This window comes from Buttiauxella sp., from assembly GCF_049686335.1.
In the GTDB taxonomy this organism is placed as follows: Bacteria; Pseudomonadota; Gammaproteobacteria; order Enterobacterales; family Enterobacteriaceae; genus Buttiauxella.
The window spans coordinates 207,384-228,325 of sequence record NZ_JBAVHX010000039.1 but is presented as its reverse complement, the minus strand read 5'-3'; the positions used below and the strand labels follow the sequence as shown (position 1 = coordinate 228,325).

Below are 20,942 nucleotides of genomic sequence, written 5' to 3'. Positions count from 1 at the left end.
GCACCCGGCGTTTAATCTCTTCGCCCTGCCAGATAACCAGCGTGGCTGTTTCATCAAGGATGTTTTTGAAGTCAATTGCCGGATCCTTGCAGGCGACGGTGATATCCAGGCTGAACAGGGAAGAGAGAGATTGCCTGAGCTTAAAGCCCACCACCGCAAAGGTGTCCGCCGGAGTATGCCCGGCGCTGAAGGTAAAGCGGGTGCCGTCTGAGGCCATCATGTTATTCCTTCAACAAAGCATGGAATCATTGAGCAGAGCATATGATTTTCATCTACTCATAATTTAAATAAATATAATAAAATCAAAGTGATATAAATTTAAAGTGGGTCAAGTTAGAACCGGAGGAAAATAATAACTGTGACGAATGTCACGACGATGGATTTTGTTGGGTAGGAAAACGTACCGGGTAAATAATGGGTTTAAAGCTGATGGGGGACGCTAACGCTAACCTCCCCTTATCCGTAACTGTACAAACGGTTACCCACGCTTCGTTTACGGCTAATTGCCGGTCATGATATGTTATATGATAACAATTTAACCTCTAAACCCAGCCCATCCAAATGACAGAACCCACGCAACGTTCGCCGTTTAGCTTTCAGGCTCGTGACTCTTTGGCCCCCGCACAGGCCATGCTTACCGCAAGGTTAGTCTTTGGCTTAAGCGCCGTGATTTTCCTGATGATCGTGGTGGCGCTGATTGTCAGTATTTTCGAGTCCTCCTCCCGCTGGCCCACGTTATTAAGTAGCAATGCCGCAGCCCTGATTTTGCTCGCGGTCTCTTTATTTAATGCGCAGCGAATCTGCCAGTGGCGGGCGCAGAAGTTTTTGCCTGTGGCAAAACCCGAAGCGGAAACGGCTGCAGACACTGAACTCCCGCTGACCATTTACCAACGGCTCGGCGCACTCATTCCCGTTAACTTTAGCCGCATCAATGCGTTGCTCAAGAGCGATGGCGTCTGGCTTGGGTCGATGGCGCTGTTTGTACTGTTTGTCACGCAGGCGGGTGTCGCCGCGCATTATATTGAGCTTGATGATGGCAACCTGCGCTGGATTGCGGTCGGGATCATTGCGGCGGCGATGTTTGCCACGCTGGTGGCGGAACGCCATCTGGCCGCGACCGTCGATGAGGCGTGGCCGGAAGCAAAATTGATTGCGCCGCTCTTACGCCTGACTCTGGCGGTGCAATTCCTCTCTTTGCCCGCTCTGATTTTCCCCACAGCCAACATCCCGTTACTGGTCGATCTCCCTGCCATTCTGGTTTTTCTGGTTGCGCTTGAGTTCCTGCTACGCGGCCTGTTTTCACTGTTCGCCCCGCCAAAAGAAGCTGGGAGCGAGCCTGTCTTCCTTGCCCAAAGCCAGTTGGCGGCGCAACTGGTATGGCCGCCGCGTCCGTTGCTCTATTTGCAGCGTGAACTGCATCAACACTTTGGTATCGACTTACGCCAGCTCTGGGCGGTTACGGTTCTGCGTCGTGCTTTTATACCGGTGCTGGCGGTGATGGTAATTTGCGGCTGGTTGTTAACCGGGCTGCAGCAAGTCTCGTCCGCTCAACGCGGGATATATGAACGCTTTGGTAAGCCGGTGAAAGTGTTGTCATCCGGCCTGCATTACGGTCTGCCGTGGCCGTTCGGGCAAGTGATGCTGACGGAAAATGGCCAGGTGCATGAGTTAGCGGCGGGAGAAGAACCCGATAGTGCGTCAGAACCTTTGGCAAGCGCAGAAGGCGGAGCCCCGCAAAGTGCCGATCGTCTGTGGGATGCCATCCATAGTTTTGATAAAGCACAGATTATTGCCAGCCAAAGCGGTAGCCAGCAGAGTCTGCAAATCATTAATAGCGATGTGCGGTTTATGTGGCGTATTGGTTTAACAGATGACGCCGCCCTCGCCGCCACCTATCACAGCACAAATCTTCCTGAGCTTATCCGCAGCGCGGCGAATCAGGTGCTGGTGCATCAGTTTTCCTCTCAGACGCTTGAACAGTTATTGGGTGAGCAACGCAACGCGTTAGCCAGCCAGATTAAGCAAGCGGTACAGCAAAAACTCGATAACCTGCATTCCGGCGTTGAACTGCTGTCGACGGTTGTCGAAGCTATCCATCCTCCGGCAGGCGCTGCGGATGCGTTCCATGGCGTGCAGGCGGCGCAAATTTCTGCCGAGGCGCTGATTTCCCGCGAACGCGGACATGCCGCTGAGCAGGCCGCCAGTGCCCGGACCATCGCAACCACGCGCCAGCATCAGGCTCAAATGAACGCCACCGATGTGACCAGCAAAGCGCAGTCCACCGCGGTGCGTTTCGCTGCGCAAAAACAGGCGGTGGCGCACTCAGGGCAAGTGTTTGTCGATGAATTATGGTACAGCCAGCTGCACCAGACGCTCGGCCACAGCCCACTACTGATTATCGACAGCCGCATTGGCGCGGGCTCGCCACCGACTATCGACCTGCGCGAATTTCCCTCATTGAACGATGCAGCAAAGCGCGATGCGCCATCCAAACCGACACAGGAGTCTTCCCGTTGAGCCATTCACATCATCATGGTTGTGGTTGCCAGCACAACCATCATTCTGCTTCTGACGCACCGAAGAAGGGAGCGTGGAAGCGCATTGCGGGCGCGGGATTGCTGGTGGTTTTGCTGGCCGCTGCGGCAAGCCTTGTGCAGGTGCGTTCTGGCGAATCGCTGATCGTTACCCGCTTTGGTAATCCGGTACGCGTGCTGCTCAATCCTGGCCTTGCGTGGCGCTTACCTGCGCCTTTTGAAATGTCGACCGCCGTGGATTTGCGGCTACGAACCACATCAAGCGGGTTGCAGGATGTGGGGACGCGTGATGGGCTGCGCATCATTGTGCAGTCCTTTGCTGTCTGGCAGGTCGATAACACGCCGGAACATGTGCAGCGTTTTATGCGCGCGGTGCAAAATCAGCCCGATGAAGCGGCGCGCCAGATCCGCGCATATCTCGGCTCAGCCCTGGAAACCACAGCCAGTGGTTTTACCCTTTCGCAACTGGTAAACACCGACAGCAAGCAAGTGCAGTTGAACCAGTTTGAATCCCATTTGCAGGCGCAAATCAGCCAGCCGCTGTTAGAAAGTTACGGCATCCGTTTAGTACAGGTTGGCACTGAGCGCCTGACGCTACCTGCGGTGACGCTCAACGCAACGGTCGACCGGATGCGTGCTGAACGCGAAACCATTGCCACCGAACGTACCGCTGAAGGTAAGCGCGCCGCCGCAGAGATCCGCTCAGCGGCAGAACGTGACGCACGCATCGTTGAAGCGCAGGCGCAGGTGCAAGCTGCCGACATCGAAGCGCAGTCTCAGGCGCAAGCGGCTGAAATTTATGGCAAGGCCTACGCCAGCTCGCCGCAACTTTATAGCCTGTTGCGCCAGCTTGATGCGCTCAGTGGCGTGGTGAATTCCAGTACCCGTCTGGTTTTACGCACTGATGCCGCGCCGTTCCGCCTGCTGGTGGAAGGGCCGAAGCTGGATAAAACCCATGACTGATAATCAGACGCCAACATCTGCCGGCCCGTGGACTCAGTCGATACGCCTCGCTTTTTACGCCCTGTATGCGTTGACTTTGCTGGCTGCGGCGTCGTGGTTGTTCTCTAACATCCGCCAGATCCCCGCCGACAGCCGCGCCGTGGTGCTGCATTTTGGCGCACAGCAGCGTGTGGCCGAACCGGGTCTGTTGTTTACCTGGCCGAAGCCAATTGACGATGTGGTGATGGTGCCTGCCCCGGATCGCGTTATCGAACATCACGTTACCGCACTGTTGCGTTCAACCGATGCACTGCATGCGGATGCCCGCGGCGATAACAGCAGTGATGCGCTGGCGGGTTCCGGTTACCTGCTCACGGGTGACGCCGGCGTAGTGCAACTGGACATCAGCGTGTTTTATCGCGTGGTCACGCCCATGGCATATGTCTTGCAGGGCGAACATGTGATCCCGGCACTCGATCGGCTGGTTCAGCGCGCCGCCATTGCCGTGTGTGCCTCGCGGGATCTGGATACCATTCTGGTCGCACGCCCGGAAATGGTCAGCAGCGATTTGAATGTCGCCCAACAGCGCGAACGCCTGCGTGCCGATGTGCAGCATGATATTGAGCAGAATCTGCAACGCCTGGCGCAATCGGGCAGTTCGCTGGGTATCACCCTTGAGCGCGTGACGGTGCAATCCACGCTGCCCACGACCACTGTCACCGCCTTTAATGCGGTATTAACCGCCAGCCAGCAGGCTTCACAAGCGATTGCCACCGCCAATAACGATGCATCATTGATTCGACAAAAATCCACGCAACTTGCGGATCAGTTACGTCAGACCGCTCAGGCTCAGGCGCGCGAGAAAGTCGCCAAAGCCCAGTCCGACACGGCGATGGTGAACCGGCTGGCGAGCAGTCCAAACGACCCTGATTTGTTAGCGCGAGTGTACCGCGAACGCATTGCGGCGATTCTGGCGCATGCCGAGTCCGTCATCACGGTTTCACCTCAGGATGATGCCAATTTGATCCTGCAAGCGGCCGGGCAAAAGGAACCGTCTACACCATGAGTACTCATTCTGTTAATCCAGGTAGCGCGCTGTCGCATCAAGAACAGCGACAGATAACCCGTCAGCTTATCCTTGCGTTGTGCGCCGGTGGCACGCTTATTTTGGGTTTACTGTGGCGCTGGTTTGCCCCCGAACAGGTTGCGGTGGCTGATATTTTGCTGGGCGCATCCTCTGTGATGGTCGGCATTCCGGTATTGCGCCACGCCTTTTACAGCCTGCGTTACCCGAGTTTGCACGGCATTACCGATCAACTGGTGGCGCTGGCGCTGATGGGTTCGTGGGCAACCGGAGATCTGCTCACCGCCGCGTTGTTACCGCTGATTATGATCGTCGGCCATATCCTCGAAGAGCGCAGCGTGATTGGCTCGCAAGAAGCGATTGAATCATTGAGCAAACTGACCCGCAGCCGGGCGCGGCGTTTCGATGCCGACGGCAATCTGCATGACGTCGATAACCATGAGCTGGTGGCGGGCGATATTGTGGAAGTGCGTGCGGGTGACAGATTGCCTGCCGACGGACGCGTGCTGGAAGGCCAGGCGAGTCTCGACACCGCGCCGATAACCGGAGAGTCTGTCCCGCAAGAAGTACAAGCCGGGATGAATGTTTATGGTGGGGCGATAAACCTTGATGGGCGCTTGCGCATTGAAGTCACTCGCACCGGGGAAACCTCAACCCTTGGGCGAGTTGTGGCGTTAATGCAAAGCGCCGAACAAGCCAGTCCACCGATTACCCGTTTACTCGAACGCCATGCGGCGCGTTACCTGCTGCTGGTGTTACTGATTGCGGCGAGCACCTGGTTTTTAACGCAAAATGCTCAGGCGATGTTAGCGGTGCTGGTTGCCGCCTGCCCGTGCGCGCTGGTGCTTTCTGCGCCCGCAACTTCCATTGCCGGTCTGACCGTGGCTGCGCGTCACGGTATTTTGATTCGTGGTGCGGCATTCCTCGAAGAGTTAGCCGAACTGAATGCGGTCATCATCGATAAAACCGGCACGCTGACCCACGGCAAACTGCAACTGCATGCGCTTCTCCCGCAAGCCGGTGAATCGCCTGAAGCACTATCTGCGCTGGCGGCAAGCCTCGGCGCGACCAGTAACCATCCCGTCAGTTGTGCGCTGGTGAATATCGCGCCGCCTGGCGACTGGCCTCTACTTGAAAATGTGCGTGAACATCAGGGACTCGGCGTTGCAGCCACCACCGCTGCGGGTGAGGCATTTCTCGGCAGGCATGAGTTATTGAAAACCCAGGTTACGGATTTACCGCCAGAGCCGCCACATGACGGCCCCATTGTTGGCCTGGTGCTGGCAGGCCGTTTCCGGAGCTGGATTTTACTGGCCGATAGCCTGCGTGATGAAGCTGCCGGCGCGATGAACGAATTGCGTGAACTGGGGCTAAACCAGCAATTATTACTCACCGGGGACCGCCTGGAGGTGGCAGAACGCATCGCGAAAAACGTCGGTATCAACAACGTTATCGCAGGAGCGCTTCCTGCGGATAAATTGCAGCAGGTGAGCGCGCAAATCGACAACGGCTTCCGTCCGATGGTGGTCGGCGATGGCATCAATGATTCGCTCGCCCTGAAAGCAGGCGTGGTTGGAGTGGCTCTGGGCACCGGTGGCTCGGATATCGCCATGGCATCGGCAGATATCGTGTTGATTGGCGATGATTTACGCCGCCTGGGAACCTGTGTGCGCCTGAGCCGCCTGTGCCGCCGCACGCTGCAAATCAACGTGCTGATAGGCCTGGGCTGGACACTGGTCATCGTCGCCGCCGCAGCGTTTGGCTGGCTCGGCGCTTCCGGTGCCGTCATCGCCGCGATACTGCATAACATGAGCACGCTGCTGGTGCTGGGCAACGCCGGGCGTATATTACGGTTTGAAGAAAAGCTGAGTGGGTGATGGAAATTCTCTAAGTTGTAGGGTGAATAAGCGCATAGCGTCATCCACCATTTGCGCTAATTTTGGCGGGGGCGCTGCGCTTGCCCGCCCTACAAAAGCGGTTTAGCACCAGCTTATCCATCAGTTGTAGGCTGGATAAGCGCATAGCGTCATCCACCATTTGCGCTAATTTTGGCGGGGGCGCTGCGCTTGCCCGCCCTACCAGAACCGTTTAGCAGCTGCTTATTCATCAGTTGTAGGGTGGATAAGCGAATAGCGTCATCCACCATTTGCGCCAATGCTGGCGGGGGCGCTGCGCTTGCCCGCCCTACCAGAACCGTTTAGCAGCTGCTTATTCATCAGTTGTAGGGTGGATAAGCGCATAGCGTCATCCACCCTTTGCGCTAATTTTGGCGGGGGCGCTGCGCTTGCCCGCCCTACCAGAACCGTTTAGCAGCTGCTTATTCATCAGTTGTAGGGTGGATAAGCGAATAGCGTCATCCACCGTTTGCGTCAATGCTGGCGGGGGCGCTGCGCTTGCCCGCCCTACTAAAGCGGTTTAGCAGTTCTGCCCATTTTTGCCCTCTGGCAGCCTCACACACCCTTACGCTATACTACCCCTTGAAATTGCTGGCCCAACTTCCACGGACTGGCAGTCAAAATGTACTAACCCTTAGATTTTCAACTTTTCCTTCCGAGGCTCTGGCTCTAAGCCGGATAAACTATGTTAAACAGTATTTTACTAATACTTCTTCTTATATCCGTCAGTGCGTTCTTCTCAATTTCGGAGATCTCGCTGGCTGCATCCCGCAAAATCAAACTCAAGCTGCTTGCTGATGAAGGCAACTTGAACGCACAACGTGTACTGAAAATGCAGGAAAGCCCTGGCATGTTCTTTACCGTGGTGCAGATTGGCCTGAACGCGGTTGCGATTCTCGGCGGTATCGTCGGCGACGCGGCGTTTTCCCCGGCGTTTAAAGCGCTTCTTGAGCGTTTCTTCTCCCCGGAAATGGCTGATCAACTGAGCTTTATCATCTCCTTCACCCTGGTCACCAGCCTGTTCATTCTGTTTGCAGACCTCACTCCGAAACGCATCGGTATGATTTCGCCTGAATCTGTTGCTTTGCGAATCATCAACCCGATGCGCTTCTGTCTGTTTATCTTCCGTCCGTTGGTGTGGTTCTTTAACGGCCTGGCAAACGTCATTTTCCGTATTTTCAAACTGCCGATGGTGCGTAATGACGACATCACATCCGATGATGTGTACGCGGTATTTGAAGCGGGTGCGCTAGCGGGTGTGTTGCGTAAGCAAGAACATGAACTTATCGAGAACGTGTTTGAGCTGGAATCCCGTACCGTGCCATCGTCCATGACCTCGCGCGAGAACATCATCTGGTTTGATTTGCATACCGACGAGCAGAGTCTGAAGAATAAAATCGCCGAGCATCCTCACTCCAAGTTCCTGGTGTGTAACGGCGATATCGACCATATCGTCGGCTATGTTGATTCAAAAGAGTTGCTCAACCGCGTATTGGGCAACCAGAGCCTTGCGCTTAACAGCGGTGTGCATCTGCGTAACACGCTGATTGTGCCGGATACGTTGACGCTATCCGAAGCGCTGGAAAGCTTCAAAGCGGCGGGTGAAGACTTTGCGGTCATCATGAACGAGTACGCGCTGGTGGTAGGTATCATTACTCTGAATGACGTGATGACAACCCTGATGGGCGACCTGGTTGGCCAGGGCATGGAGGAGCAGATTGTTGCTCGTGATGAAAACTCCTGGCTGGTTGAAGGCGGCACACCGATTGATGATGTAATGCGCGTGCTGGATATCGACGAGTTCCCGCAGTCTGGAAACTACGAAACCATCGGCGGCTTCATGATGTTTATGCTGCGTAAAATCCCGAAACGTACTGATTCGGTGAAGTTCTCAGGCTATAAATTTGAAGTGGTGGATATTGATAACTACCGCATCGACCAGTTGCTGGTCACGCGTATCGACAACAAGCCGACGCCATTAACGCCAAAACTGCCGGATGCTGAGGAGCAAAACGCAGCGTAAGCGGCCAGAAGTGGTGGATGACGCTAGCGCTTATCCACCCTACAAAACCTGGAAACACTAACGGCACCCTCGGGTGCCGTTTTTTGTACTACTGATGGCTTTAAGCCATCTCCGCCTGCATACGTATTACCTGGCGGTTTACTTCAGACATAACAGATAGATGCTGCTTATCTTTCACTTTTGGGATAAGAATCTTGCCCTTATCAAATTCAAAAGCGCCAACGTCCTTGATGTACAACCGTCCACGGAACAGGATTTTCACGTACTTCGCCACCTGAAGCGGGTTGTACCGTTGGAAAATTTTCATTCTTTTTTTCTCCTGCAGTGTTAACGCCCCTGCGGTTCCACATTTGGTCCGACAAAACGAGGCGAAAAATTTGGTGCCTGGAAACTATAGTCCATATACAAACCGGCACCTAGTTTGCATAATCTTATTTACGGTTTTATTACAAAAACTCAGAATATTCTTTTCAAATCTAAAGATAAGTCAGTTTAAGCCTTCAAATAACAGGGATATGTGCGGTCGCCCGCAAACTGGCATTGTTGTTGCGGGACAGAAAGCTATTCAGCACATATGCTTAAAACGTCACGACAAGTGGTCGGATCACCTGCGATTTTTAGCCAATAATAAGATAAGGAGTCACCATGTCCCTACGCACAACACTGGCGCTTGCCTTGCTGCTGTTGCCTCTTGCGGCATCGGCACATAATTTCGAGAAGAATCAGCGAGTCTCACCTATTGGCATTACCGATAAAGGTGAGTTGATGCTCGACAATGATAAGTTTAGCTATAAAAACTGGAATAGTGCGCAGTTGGTGGGAAAAGTGCGATTGCTGCAACATATTGCCGGACGCACCAGTGCCAAAGAGAAAAATGCCGGGCTGATTGAGGCCATCAAGGCCGCGAAATTCCCGCATGACCGCTATCAAACCACCACGATTGTGAACACCGATGACGCCATCGTCGGCACCGGAATGTTTGTTCGCAGCAGCCTTGAGAGCAATAAGACTCAGTATCCGTGGTCGCAATTTATTGTCGACAGTAACGGCGTAGCGCAAAAATCCTGGCAGCTCGAAACGGGCAGTTCAGCGATTGTCGTGCTGGATAAACAAGGACGCGTTCAGTATGCCAAAGATGGTGCGCTGACGCAGGAAGAGGTGCAGCAGGTGATTAGCCTGCTGCGCGAATTGCTTAGTAAATAGAGACCCGGAATCCAGGGTTTAGGAATGACTCGCGCGGGGTATAGTCAAGCGACTTACCCTGCCAGTCATGAACGTGGGCGCCTGCTGCGGATGCAACAGCGTGGCCTGCGGCGGTGTCCCAGATGTTGGTTGGCCCAAAGCGCGGATACAACTGCGCCTGCCCTTCTGCCACAAGGCAAAACTTCAGCGATGAACCAATCGACGTAGTCTGGTGTTCGCCTAACTGATGAAGATACTCTTTGAGTTCATCATCGCCGTGCGAACGACTGATCACCACCAGCGGTGGACGTGCATCACGAACATGGATTTGGTTACGCGTGCCGTTTTCTTCCTTCCAGGCTTTACCTTCTGCAGCGCTATACATCACGTCCAGCACCGGTGCATACACCACGCCCAGCACCGCTTTCCCCTGTTCGATCAGGGCGATATTCACCGTGAATTCACCGTTACGTTTCAGGAACTCTTTGGTGCCATCCAGCGGATCCACCAGCCAGTAGCGCTGCCAGTGTTGGCGCGTCTCCCAGGTTTGCGGATCTTCTTCTGACAGCACGGGGATCTCTGGGGTGAGCGTTTGCAGCCCTTTCAGGATAATGGAGTGAGCCGCAATGTCGGCCGCAGTCACGGGTGAGTCATCCAGTTTTTGCGTTGCCTCCAGCGGTTTCACACCCTGGTAAACATCCATAATGGCGGCTCCCGCCTCCCGGGCCAGTTGGCAAATTTGCTCTAACATTATCCACCTCATGTTGTGTCGCAGTGTTGCTTGTCCTGCGCTGATTAACTCGTTGTTTTGCTAGTGTTGTTTTTATATAGCAAAGCGCCTTGTTGCGCTATCTGTGAAGCGATTCCGGTTTTCCTGGTCATTTTTTTGGCACACTTCACATTTTTGTAAGCAACAACATTTATATACATTACCTTCTGTGCTGAATCTCTAAAAAGGACCTTTATCATGATTAAGTTTAGCGCAACGCTTGTTGCCATGCTGGTTGCTTCCAGTGTTCATGCTGCAACCGTTGACCTGCGAATCCTGGAAACCAGCGATCTCCATAGCAATATGATGGATTTCGATTACTACAAAGACACTCCAACAGAGAAGTTCGGACTGGTGCGCACCGCGAGCTTAATCAATGCCGCCCGTGGTGAGACCGTTAACAGCGTGCTGGTGGATAACGGTGACCTGATTCAGGGTAGCCCGCTTGGCGATTACATGGCGGCAAAAGGTCTGAAAAAAGGCGATATTCACCCGGTTTATAAAGCGCTAAATACGCTGGATTATGCGGTGGGCAACCTCGGTAACCACGAATTTAACTATGGCCTCGATTACCTGGATATGGCGCTGTCAGGGGCTAAATTCCCGTATGTAAATGCCAACATTATTGATGCCAAAACCAGTAAGCCTCGCTTCACACCTTACGTCATCAAAGAAACCCAAGTGAAAGATAAAGACGGCAAAGAGCAGACGCTGCGTATCGGGTATATCGGTTTTGTGCCACCGCAGATTATGACGTGGGATAAAACCAATCTCGAAGGTAAGGTGACGGTTAAAGATATTACTGAAACGGCGCGCCAGTATGTACCGGAGATGCGCAAGCAAGGTGCGGATTTAGTGGTAGTTATCGCCCATTCTGGCTTATCCAGTGACCCTTATCATGCGATGGCAGAAAACTCTGTTTATTACCTGAGCAACGTTCCGGGCGTAGATGCCATTCTGTTTGGCCACGCTCACGCCGTTTTCCCGGGCAAAGATTTTGCCAATATCAAAGGAGTCGATCTTGAGAAAGGGACACTAAACGGTATTCCTGCGGTGATGCCAGGTATGTGGGGCGACCATCTTGGCGTCGTTGATCTGGTGCTCAACAACGATAGCGGCGCATGGAAAGTGGTCAGCAGCAAGGCTGAAGCACGCCCTATTTACGACAGCGTGGCGAAGAAAGCGTTGGTGAAAGAAGACGCTGAGCTGGCGAAAGTGCTGAAACACGATCATGACGCCACGCGCGAGTTCGTCAGCAAGCCAATCGGCAAATCCTCCGACAATATGTACAGTTATCTGGCGCTGGTGCAGGACGATCCAACCGTGCAGGTAGTGAATAACGCCCAGTCCGCTTACGTCGAAAAATATATTCAGGGTGACCCGGATCTGGCGAATCTGCCGGTATTATCTGCTGCTGCACCGTTTAAAGTGGGTGGACGTAAAAACGATCCTGCCAGTTATGTTGAAGTAGAAAAGGGCCAGCTAACCTTCCGGAATGCCGCAGATTTGTATCTTTATCCGAACACGCTGGTGGTAGTGAAAGCCAGTGGGAAAGAGGTCAAAGAGTGGCTGGAATGTTCTGCCGCGCAGTTTAATCAGATTGATGTCAACAGCAGCAAGCCGCAGTCGCTGATTAACTGGGACGGTTTCCGCACGTATAACTTTGATGTTATCGATGGCGTGGATTACCAGATTGATGTGTCACAACCGGCACGTTACGACGGTGAATGCCAGACGGTGAACCCGACAGCCGAGCGTATCAAAGGGCTGACGTATAAAGGCAAACCAATCGACCCGAACGCAACTTTCCTCGTCGCAACCAATAACTATCGTGCATACGGCGGCAAGTTTGCCGGTACAGGCGATAGCCATATTGCGTTCGCTTCCCCGGATGAAAACCGCTCGGTGCTGGCGAACTGGATTACCGCGAGCAAAGAGATCCACCCTGCCGCCGATAATAACTGGCGTCTCGCTCCGATTCACAGCAAGCAGCCGTTAGATATCCGCTTTGAAACATCGCCTGGCGAAAAAGCTGCGGCGTTTATCAAAGAGAAAGCGCAGTATCCAATGAAAAATGTCGGTAGCGATGAGATTGGTTTTGCGATTTATCAGTTGGATTTGAGTAAATAACGTCGGATGACGCTGCGCTTATCCGACCTACAAACACATGATTTCGTAGGATGGATAAGCTGCGGCATTTATCAAAGAGAAAGCGCAGTATCCAGTGAAGAATGTCGGTAGCGATGAGATTGGTTTTGCGATTTATCAGTTGGATTTGAGTAAATAACGTCGGATGACGCTGCGCTTATCCGACCTACAAACACATGAATTCGTAGGGTGGATAAGCGACAGCGTCATCCACCAGCTCTGTGTTAGCGTTCCGAACGGGACGCTAACACTCTTGGCAAATTCACTTCAACCCAGTCAGCAAGCCCTGCCACTTTTTCGGCAACCTCAAAACCTAATGGTGTCAGGCTGTATTCGACATGCGGAGGCACCACCGGGTACGATTTACGGTTAACAAAACCATCTGCCTCAAGCCATTGCAGTGTTTGTGCGAGCATCTTCTCACTAACGCCCCCCATCTTACGGCGCAAGTCGCTAAAACGATGCGTGCCGTCCTGCAGCGCCACCAGAATTAACACCCCCCAGCGGCTGGTGACGTGCTTTAGCACATCCCGCGACGGGCACTGTTCCGCGAATAAATTGCCGTTACGTAATTGCTCGGTTAGCGAAGGTGCGAGGGTTTCAGTTTCAATCATTTCATACTTACCTTTATGTACGTACTTACTAAAAGTTAGTGTCAATGATAGTGTGACACAACTTAAGCAGAACCCCCACAGGAGAATGAACATGATCGCTATTACTGGTGCTTCCGGCCAACTGGGCCAACTCGTTATTGAAGACTTGCTGAACACGATTCCCGCTGAGCAACTGGTCGCCATTGTGCGTAACCCTGCAAAAGTGAGCCAGTTTTCTGCACGTGGCGTTCAGGTTCGAGCCGCCAGCTATGAAGACAAAACCGCATTAGTACAGGCGCTGAACGGCGTGGATAAGCTGCTGTTGATCTCCTCAAGTGAAGTCGGCCAACGCGCGGTTCAACATCGCAACGTGATTGAAGCAGCAAAAGAAGCGGGTGTGAAACTGATTGCTTACACCAGCCTGCTGCATGCAGATTCTTCACCACTGGGTCTGGCGGACGAGCACGTGGCGACCGAAAAAATGCTGCAACAATCAGGCATTCCTTTTGTCCTGCTGCGCAACGGTTGGTACACCGAAAACTATCTCGCCAGCGTACCGCCAGCCCTGCAACACGGCGCGTTTATCGGGAGCGCCGGAAACGGGAGAATTGCTTCAGCCACCCGCGCGGATTACGCAGCGGCAGCAGCAAAAGTGCTAACACTGGAAAACCAGGCGGGCAAAGTTTATGAACTGGCAGGTGATAACGGCTGGACGCTGGCAGAACTCACCGCCGAACTGACCAAACAAAGCGGCACACCCGTGGTGTATCAGGATCTGCCAGAAACTGATTTTAAAGCCGCGTTGCTGGGTGCCGGGTTGCCGGAAGGTTTAGCCGCAATGCTGGCAAACTCCGATAGCGGCGCGGCAAAAGGTGGCCTGTTCGATGACAGCCGCCAGTTAAGCCAGTTACTGGGTCGCCCCACCACATCCCTTGAAGAGAGTGTGCGCGCCGCGCTGTAATTGTTAAATTTCCGTTAACCCTGGACATCCTATATCCTGAATAGTGGAAGGGTGTCCAAACGGAGGTTAGCTTGCAAGGCGTTCCCGAGCAGTTCCACGATAAGAAAGACAGCGCCCAGTTTCGGCATTTGCCGCAATTGCCTGGCGTTGAGCTTTATCACGCTCATATTTCACGTTATGCCTTCGAACCTCATACCCACGAAGCGTTTGGCATTGGGACGGTGACATGGGGAGCGGAGCGCTTTCGCTATCGCGGTGTCCAGCATGTGGCTGCCACAGACTCGTTAGTATTAATGAATCCCGACGAGCTCCACACCGGCGAAGCAGCAACTGAAGACGGCTGGCAATACCGCATGATTTACCTCGAGCCAGAAACTCTCGAGGCCGTGACAGGCTCGCGCCACTGGTCTTTTAGCGAAGTGGTCAATCACGATCCGTTACGTGCGGGGCGTATTTCACAGCTGATAAATGGATTGTGGAGCGAAGGCGATTCACTGGCGCAACAAGGCCTGCTTTTAAATCTCATCGAAACCTTTCAACCTTACGCGCGGCATTTTCCTTCTGGCCCGCAAGATGCGGCGCATCGCTTTGAACAGGTTCGCGATTATCTTCATGATAACTATATGCATCCGGTGACGCTCGACGAGCTTGCCGCCGTGGTTTCCCTGAGTCCGTATCACTTTCAGCGCATGTTTAAAGCACATTTCCACGTCACGCCGCATCAGATGTTAATGGCAATTCGCCTGTGGCGTGCAAAGCAGTTTTTGACAACCGGCATGCCCGCCGCGCATGTCGCCGCGGCCAGCGGATTAACCGACCAGGCCCATCTCACCCGCGCCTTTTCCCAACGTTATGGCATCACGCCCGTCCGTTACCAAAAACAGGTCGCCCGATAGTTGCACCGCAAGCTGGTACAATATTTTTAATCCCACCACACCTACACTCTTTGCAAAGAGATAAGTGGAAGAACAAGAAAATGTTAACTGGTGTGCTATACGCCCTGCTCGCAGGGTTGATGTGGGGGCTGATTTTCGTCGGACCGCTGATTGTTCCTGACTATCCCGCCGCAATGCAATCGACCGGACGCTACCTGGCGTTGGGATTGATTGCCCTGCCTTTGGCCTGGTTTGGTCGCCAGCGCCTGCGCCAGTTGTGTCGCGAAGACTGGTTCACCGCACTCAAGCTCTCCACCGTGGGTAATCTCATCTATTACGTCTGCCTTGCCAGTGCCATTCAGCGCACCGGAGCGCCAATCTCTACCATGATTATCGGCACGCTTCCGGTGGTGATTCCGGTGTTTGCTAACCTGCTTTACAGCAAACGCGATGGCAAACTTCCGTGGCAGCGGCTGGCACCCGCACTGGTGATTATCGCGCTTGGACTGGTGATGGTGAACACCGCCGAATTACGCACCGGCGAGCTGGATTTCAGCTGGTGGCGTTATGTCAGCGGCATCGGGCTGGCCTTTATATCCGTGGCTTGCTGGGCATGGTATGCACTGCGCAATGCCCGCTGGTTACGAGAAAATCCGGATAAAAACCCGTTGATGTGGGCGACGGCGCAAGGGCTTTCTATATTGCCATTCTCGTTGCTCGGCTACATCGTGGTTTGCCTGTGGATGTCGCAAACCAACAGCGACTTTACCCTGCCCTTTGGTCCGCGTCCGGAGGTCTTTTTAACCCTGATGTTAGCGATTGCACTGTTTTGTTCGTGGCTGGGCGCGCTGTGTTGGAACATTGCCAGCCAACGTTTACCGACGGTAATTGTCGGCCCGTTAATCGTCTTCGAAACCCTCGCAGGACTGGCTTACACCTTTATGTTACGCCATAGCTGGCCGCCGTTTCTGACATTGCTTGGCATCCTTTGCCTGGTTGCCGGTGTGGTAATGGCTGTGCTGACAAAGCCGCACAAAAACACGCTCGAAGAAGTGGTTATCACCACGGACAAATAGCGCCTTACCTCGAAATAGTCATAGCGCCAGTTTAAAGATGCATTTAATATGCATCTTATATTATTGACAACGAGGTATCTGCTCATGGCTTTCCGCGATCAAGCTTTAGGTGAACTGGCTTTAACCATTCCACGCGCTTCTGCGCTGTTCCGTAAATTGGATCTCGATTTCTGCTGCGGCGGGAAGCAGACGCTTGAGCGTGCCGCAACCCGTAAAGAGTTGGATCTGGCAGCCATTGAAGCTGAACTCGCCGCCCTTGCTGAAGAGCCAGTTGAGAAGGAGTGGCGCAGTGCGCCGTTGCCAGAGATCATCGACCATATCATCGTGCGTTATCACAATCGCCACCGCGAACAATTACCGGAGCTCATCCTTCAGGCAACAAAAGTAGAGCGCGTTCACGCAGATAAACCGAATGTACCGAAAGGCCTGGCGAAGTATCTCACCATGCTGCATCAGGAATTGAGCAGCCATATGATGAAAGAAGAACAGATCCTGTTCCCGATGATTAAACAAGGGATGGGCACTCAGGCGAATGGCCCGATTAGCGTGATGGAAAGTGAGCATGATGATGCCGGTGAATTACTGGAAGTTATCAAGCACACCACTAATAACGTGACGCCACCGCCGGAAGCCTGCACGACGTGGAAAGCGATGTATAACGGGATTAATGAGCTGATTGATGATTTGATGAATCACATCAGTCTTGAGAATAACGTGCTGTTTCCACGCGCTTTAGCCGGGGAGTAGTTCGCCCTCACCCCGGGGGAAACAAACCGGTCAGTCCCCTCTCCTGTGGGAGAGGGTTTGGGTGAGGGCAAAAATTACTTACGCATGGCCGCGATGCGTTTCTTGCCGATAAACATCCAGAACACACCTAATGCGATGAACCACAATGGCGTAACGATCAGCGCCTGGCGGGTATCTTGCTCAAGTGTCAGCAGCACAATCACAAACACAAAGAACGCCATGCAAACCCAGCACATCAGTTTACCGAGCGGCATTTTGTAGATTGATTTCTCGTGCAAGTGGGGACGCTGTTTGCGGTACACCAGGTACGAACACAGAATGATCGTCCAGACGAACATAAACAGAATCGCAGACACCGTGGTTATCATGGTGAATGCCGCGATCACATTCGGGTTAACGTACAGCATCACCACCCCACCCAACAGGCACATACAGGAGAAGGTTAAACCCTTCGCCGGAACTGCGCGTTTGGAGAGTTTGGCGAACGCTTTCGGTGCCATACCGTCCTGCGCCAGGCCGAACAACATACGGCTTGTGGAGAACACGCCACTGTTGGCAGAAGAAGCCGCAGAAGTCAGCACGACAAAGTTGATGATACTCGCGGCGGCAGGCAGACCCACCAGCACGAACAATTCAACAAACGGGCTCTTATCCGCCACCACTGAACGCCATGGTGTGACTGACATAATCACAATCAGCGCAAACACGTAGAACATGATGATACGAATCGGAATGGAGTTGATGGCACGTGGCAGCGATTTTTCCGGATCTTTCGTTTCAGCAGCCGTGGTTCCCACCAGCTCAATACCCACAAATGCGAATACCGCTATCTGGAAGCCAGCAAAGAACCCGCTGATGCCTTTCGGGAACCAACCGCCATCATTCCACAGGTTATTGATGGACGCTTCGACACCAGATGGCGAATGGAAGTGGGTTAAAATCATCACCAGGCCGATGACAATCAGCGCGACAATGGCGACGATTTTTATCATCGCAAACCAGAACTCCATCTCACCGAACATTTTTACAGTGGCGAGGTTGAGGCTCAACAGCAGCACGATAACAGCGAGCGATGCCACCCAGTCTGACAGCCCCGGGAACCAAAATTGCGCGTAGGCAGTTATCGCGACCACGTCTGCCATTCCGGTAACCACCCAGCAGAACCAGTATGTCCAGCCAGTAAAATATCCCGCCCACGGCCCGAGTAAATCCGCCGCGAAATCGCTAAATGACTTGTATTCCAGATTCGATAACAGCAGTTCGCCCATCGCTCGCATCACGAAGAACAGCATGAAGCCGATGATCATGTAGACGAAGATGATGGAAGGCCCTGCAAGACTAATCGTCTTACCCGAGCCCATAAACAAGCCGGTTCCGATTGCGCCACCAATGGCAATAAGTTGGATATGACGGTTAGTTAAATTACGCCGTAGCGACTGCTCAGCCGGCGCCTCAGCGACGTCAGCTACTTTTATCTGATCTACCATGTTGTGTTTTTCCTGTACCTGTCTGTGTTGTGTTCAGGCTCTTCTGGCCTTTATTAAATGTGTAGAGATGTGATGTTGTTCCGGGGAACGTCAAGATAGTAGGTAAATATTCAGAGGATGAATACTAATAGCGAAGATTATTGTTAATTTATTGTTTGAAATGAGTGTGAAATCGCTTTCATAACGAGAAACGCTTCACAAAAACACCCGATATCGAGGTGTTAGCCAGATTAAATCGCGTTAATTTTGTTAACAGACAAATAAAAACCCCGCCGCAGCGGGGTCATTTGAACGCTTACAGAATTTCCAGCAGTTCAACTTCAAAAACCAGAGTGCTGTATGGAGGAATGGACGCGCCTGCGCCACGCTCGCCATAAGCCAGGTTATGAGGAATAGTCAGTTCCCACTTTGAGCCAACTGGCATCAGAGTCAGTGCTTCAATCCAACCCGCGATTACGCCGCTTACTGGGAATTCTGCAGGTTCGCCACGTTGTACGGAACTGTCGAATACAGTGCCATCAACCAGTTTACCGGTGTAATGCACGCGAACGTGGTCTTTACGAGCCGGGATTGGGCCAGTGCCCTGGGTCAGAACGCGGAATTGCAGACCAGACTCAGTGCTGCTCACGCCTTCTTTGGTGCTGTTTTCTTGCAGGTATTTCTGACCTTCAACAGCCATTTCTTTCTGGCGTTCCTGGCGAACAGCATCAGCGCGCTCGTGAACTTCACGCAGAGCGCGATGAACCACGTCAACTGGAACTGCCGGAGCATTCCCTTCCAGCGCATCACGCAGACCAGCTACCAGCGCTTCTGGCAGCAGACCTTGCAGACCAGATTCACTGAGTTGTTGACCTACTTGTAAACCAATACCGTAACTTGCTTGCGCTTCGACGCTGTCAAAAGAAGGGGTCGTCATGGGTTTTCCTTTCATGTGTTTAAAAGCAAGCTCGCAGCATAGCAGCGTCAATCTATTGGGTAAAATGCAAAAGCGGCAAAGGTGACAAATGCAGACGAAACAGGAACAATGGTTTCAATGAGCGCTTAATAGCGATGGCGTGTGCCGGAAAGCTGACATGTAAAACGTCACATAAACCGGGATTGTTCAATGCATCAAATAGTTAGCGTTCTATAATGGAAAGGGTAAATTACAGAGCAAATAGTGTGAAAATGAGGAGTGTTGCTAATGCAATTCGCTGTTAAACCTTGGCTTGCGCGGATTTGGCATGCACCCGATCACATCCGCCTGATGGACCCTCTGCCAGCAATGCATCGCCGTGGCATTATTATTGCCGCGCTGGTCGTCGTGTTAGGTTTCCTGTGGCCCACGCCTGATGAGCCGCTTCGTCCGGTTACGCGTGACGCGCAACTGTCCATTGAATCGCAATCCCCTATGCATGCCGAACTGGTAAACCCACCGGTTAATACGGCTCCAGCCACGCCTGTTGAACCTTCACGTGTTGAAGAACAGCCGCAGGTTGATACACAGGCGCCCGTTCCTAATGCTAATAACGATATTGACCAACAATGGCGTTCGTACCGTGTAGAGTCCGGACAAACCATGGCGCAACTATTCCGCGACCATAATTTACCGCCAGCGGATGTGTATTCAATGGCACAGGTCGAAGGCGGCAACAAACCGCTGAGTACTTTGCAAACCGGGCAGATGGTGCAGATTCGCCAGAATGCGAGTGGCGTGGTGACGGGGCTGACAATTGATATTGGTAACGATCAGCAGGTGCTGTTTACGCGCCAGCCAGATGGAAGTTTCGTTCGGGCTCGCTGAATCTTTACTCTAAAGAATTCTATTTTCCGCCAACAACCCTGTAACTCGAGGTATGACGTGTAAAATGCAAAACGCCGGCACTAGGCCGGCGTCTTTACGTGTAAACCTCAGCGAATATTACGCTTCAGCAACAACGTTTACAGTCAGTTTAGCGAATACTTCGCTGTGAACCTGGAAGTCCACTTCGTGCTCACCAGCAGTACGCAGAACGCCGTTCGGTAAACGAACTTCGCTCTTAGCCACTTCAACGCCAGCTGCAGTTACAGCGTCAGCGATGTCGCGAGTACCGATGGAACCGAACAGTTTACCTTCGTCGCCAGCTTTAGACGCGATAGTAACAGTTTCGAGTGCGTTGATCTTCGCAGCGCGAGCTTCAGCAGCAGCCAGAACGTCAGCTAATTTAGCTTCCAGTTCTGCACGGCGTGCTTCGAAGAATTCAACGTTTTTCTTGGTAGCAGGAACAGCTTTGCCCTGTGGTACCAGGAAGTTACGAGCATAACCAGATTTAACGTTAACCTGATCACCCAGGCTACCCAGGTTTGCTACTTTATCAAGCAGAATAACTTGCATTACCTTATCCTCTCAAAGTCGTATTAATGGACCGTGACCGATTACTGATGACGATCAGTGTACGGCAGCAGGGACAGGTAGCGAGCGCGTTTGATAGCGCGAGCCAGCTGACGCTGATATTTTGCACGGGTACCGGTGATACGGCTTGGGACAATCTTACCGCTTTCGGTGATGTAGTTTTTCAGCGTTGCGATATCTTTATAATCGATCTCTTGAACGCCTTCCGCTGTGAAACGGCAGAACTTGCGACGACGGAAATAACGTGCCATTTGG

General features: G+C 52.9%; 19 protein-coding genes and 1 pseudogene. 12 read left to right on the top strand and 8 right to left on the bottom strand.

Annotated features, from left to right (window positions below; genetic code table 11):
- Window positions 1-220, bottom strand: a pseudogene (locus tag WBL83_RS22960) (type VI secretion system tip protein VgrG); the annotation flags it as partial.
- Window positions 221-561: 341 nt separating this feature from the next.
- Here WBL83_RS22960 and hflK point away from each other — a divergent pair.
- From hflK to WBL83_RS22935, 5 genes are all read left to right on the top strand, one after another.
- Window positions 562-2,517, top strand: a complete 1,956-nt coding sequence (gene hflK, locus WBL83_RS22955; protein ID WP_424591274.1) for a protease modulator HflK — start codon at window positions 562-564, stop codon at window positions 2,515-2,517.
- Window positions 2,514-3,497: a protease modulator HflC gene (gene hflC, locus WBL83_RS22950; protein ID WP_424591273.1), complete on the top strand. Its 984-nt coding sequence runs from the start codon at window positions 2,514-2,516 to the stop codon at window positions 3,495-3,497. The genes hflK and hflC overlap by 4 nt, the downstream gene beginning before the upstream one ends.
- The gene (locus WBL83_RS22945) at window positions 3,490-4,542 is read left to right on the top strand and encodes an SPFH domain-containing protein (RefSeq protein WP_424591272.1); all 1,053 of its coding nucleotides are present in this window, start codon (window positions 3,490-3,492) and stop codon (window positions 4,540-4,542) included. The genes hflC and WBL83_RS22945 overlap by 8 nt, the downstream gene beginning before the upstream one ends.
- On the top strand, window positions 4,539-6,437 hold the full coding sequence (locus WBL83_RS22940) for a heavy metal translocating P-type ATPase (RefSeq protein WP_424591271.1): 1,899 nt from the start codon (window positions 4,539-4,541) through the stop codon (window positions 6,435-6,437). Before WBL83_RS22945 ends, WBL83_RS22940 begins: the two co-directional genes overlap by 4 nt.
- A gap of 703 nt (window positions 6,438-7,140) precedes the next feature.
- Window positions 7,141-8,478 carry a hemolysin family protein gene (locus tag WBL83_RS22935; protein ID WP_424591270.1) on the top strand — a complete coding sequence of 446 codons (1,338 nt, stop codon included), beginning with the start codon at window positions 7,141-7,143 and terminating at the stop codon, window positions 8,476-8,478.
- 100 nt (window positions 8,479-8,578) lie between these two features.
- On the opposite strand, the gene WBL83_RS22930 is transcribed toward WBL83_RS22935, so the two are convergent.
- Window positions 8,579-8,785: a DUF1107 domain-containing protein gene (locus WBL83_RS22930; RefSeq protein ID WP_034461209.1), complete on the bottom strand. Its 207-nt coding sequence runs from the start codon at window positions 8,783-8,785 to the stop codon at window positions 8,579-8,581.
- A 338-nt stretch (window positions 8,786-9,123) separates the two neighbouring features.
- Here WBL83_RS22930 and WBL83_RS22925 point away from each other — a divergent pair, with 338 nt between their 5' ends.
- On the top strand, window positions 9,124-9,681 hold the full coding sequence (locus WBL83_RS22925; protein WP_424591269.1) for a YtfJ family protein: 558 nt from the start codon (window positions 9,124-9,126) through the stop codon (window positions 9,679-9,681).
- On the opposite strand, the gene cysQ is transcribed toward WBL83_RS22925, so the two are convergent.
- Complete coding sequence (gene cysQ / locus WBL83_RS22920; RefSeq protein ID WP_424591268.1) at window positions 9,671-10,411, bottom strand: 3'(2'),5'-bisphosphate nucleotidase CysQ; 741 nt, start codon at window positions 10,409-10,411, stop codon at window positions 9,671-9,673. The two genes, WBL83_RS22925 and cysQ, sit on opposite strands and share 11 nt — an antisense overlap.
- 216 nt (window positions 10,412-10,627) lie before the next feature.
- On the opposite strand from cysQ, the gene WBL83_RS22915 reads away from it, so the two are divergent.
- Window positions 10,628-12,559: a bifunctional 2',3'-cyclic-nucleotide 2'-phosphodiesterase/3'-nucleotidase gene (locus tag WBL83_RS22915; protein ID WP_424591267.1), complete on the top strand. Its 1,932-nt coding sequence runs from the start codon at window positions 10,628-10,630 to the stop codon at window positions 12,557-12,559.
- A gap of 242 nt (window positions 12,560-12,801) precedes the next feature.
- Here WBL83_RS22915 and WBL83_RS22910 read toward each other — a convergent pair whose 3' ends face one another.
- Window positions 12,802-13,191, bottom strand: a complete 390-nt coding sequence (locus tag WBL83_RS22910) for a winged helix-turn-helix transcriptional regulator (RefSeq protein WP_424591266.1) — start codon at window positions 13,189-13,191, stop codon at window positions 12,802-12,804.
- A 91-nt stretch (window positions 13,192-13,282) separates the two neighbouring features.
- Here WBL83_RS22910 and WBL83_RS22905 point away from each other — a divergent pair, with 91 nt between their 5' ends.
- The 4 genes from WBL83_RS22905 to ytfE all read left to right on the top strand — a co-directional run bounded on the left by WBL83_RS22905 (window position 13,283) and on the right by ytfE (window position 16,829).
- Complete coding sequence (locus WBL83_RS22905; RefSeq protein ID WP_424591265.1) at window positions 13,283-14,131, top strand: SDR family oxidoreductase; 849 nt, start codon at window positions 13,283-13,285, stop codon at window positions 14,129-14,131.
- A 71-nt stretch (window positions 14,132-14,202) separates the two neighbouring features.
- Window positions 14,203-15,027: an AraC family ligand binding domain-containing protein gene (locus WBL83_RS22900; RefSeq protein WP_424591264.1), complete on the top strand. Its 825-nt coding sequence runs from the start codon at window positions 14,203-14,205 to the stop codon at window positions 15,025-15,027.
- Window positions 15,028-15,107: 80 nt separating this feature from the next.
- Window positions 15,108-16,082 carry a DMT family transporter gene (locus WBL83_RS22895; RefSeq protein WP_424591263.1) on the top strand — a complete coding sequence of 325 codons (975 nt, stop codon included), beginning with the start codon at window positions 15,108-15,110 and terminating at the stop codon, window positions 16,080-16,082.
- Window positions 16,083-16,166: 84 nt separating this feature from the next.
- Entirely contained in the window at window positions 16,167-16,829 is a 663-nt protein-coding gene (gene ytfE, locus WBL83_RS22890) for an iron-sulfur cluster repair protein YtfE (RefSeq protein ID WP_424591262.1), read from the top strand.
- 74 nt (window positions 16,830-16,903) lie between these two features.
- Here ytfE and cycA read toward each other — a convergent pair whose 3' ends face one another.
- Complete coding sequence (gene cycA, locus WBL83_RS22885; RefSeq protein ID WP_424591261.1) at window positions 16,904-18,316, bottom strand: D-serine/D-alanine/glycine transporter; 1,413 nt, start codon at window positions 18,314-18,316, stop codon at window positions 16,904-16,906.
- A gap of 295 nt (window positions 18,317-18,611) precedes the next feature.
- Window positions 18,612-19,232 (bottom strand): FKBP-type peptidyl-prolyl cis-trans isomerase, encoded by a 621-nt coding sequence (gene fklB, locus WBL83_RS22880; protein WP_424591260.1) that lies wholly within the window; start codon window positions 19,230-19,232, stop codon window positions 18,612-18,614.
- Window positions 19,233-19,499: 267 nt separating this feature from the next.
- Here fklB and WBL83_RS22875 point away from each other — a divergent pair, with 267 nt between their 5' ends.
- The gene (locus WBL83_RS22875) at window positions 19,500-20,099 is read left to right on the top strand and encodes an OapA family protein (RefSeq protein WP_424591259.1); all 600 of its coding nucleotides are present in this window, start codon (window positions 19,500-19,502) and stop codon (window positions 20,097-20,099) included.
- Between the two features lie 117 nt (window positions 20,100-20,216).
- On the opposite strand, the gene rplI is transcribed toward WBL83_RS22875, so the two are convergent.
- Entirely contained in the window at window positions 20,217-20,669 is a 453-nt protein-coding gene (gene rplI, locus WBL83_RS22870) for a 50S ribosomal protein L9 (RefSeq protein ID WP_424591258.1), read from the bottom strand.
- Between the two features lie 41 nt (window positions 20,670-20,710).
- Window positions 20,711-20,938: a 30S ribosomal protein S18 gene (gene rpsR / locus WBL83_RS22865; RefSeq protein WP_000135199.1), complete on the bottom strand. Its 228-nt coding sequence runs from the start codon at window positions 20,936-20,938 to the stop codon at window positions 20,711-20,713.
- Between the last annotated feature and the right edge of the window lie 4 nt (window positions 20,939-20,942).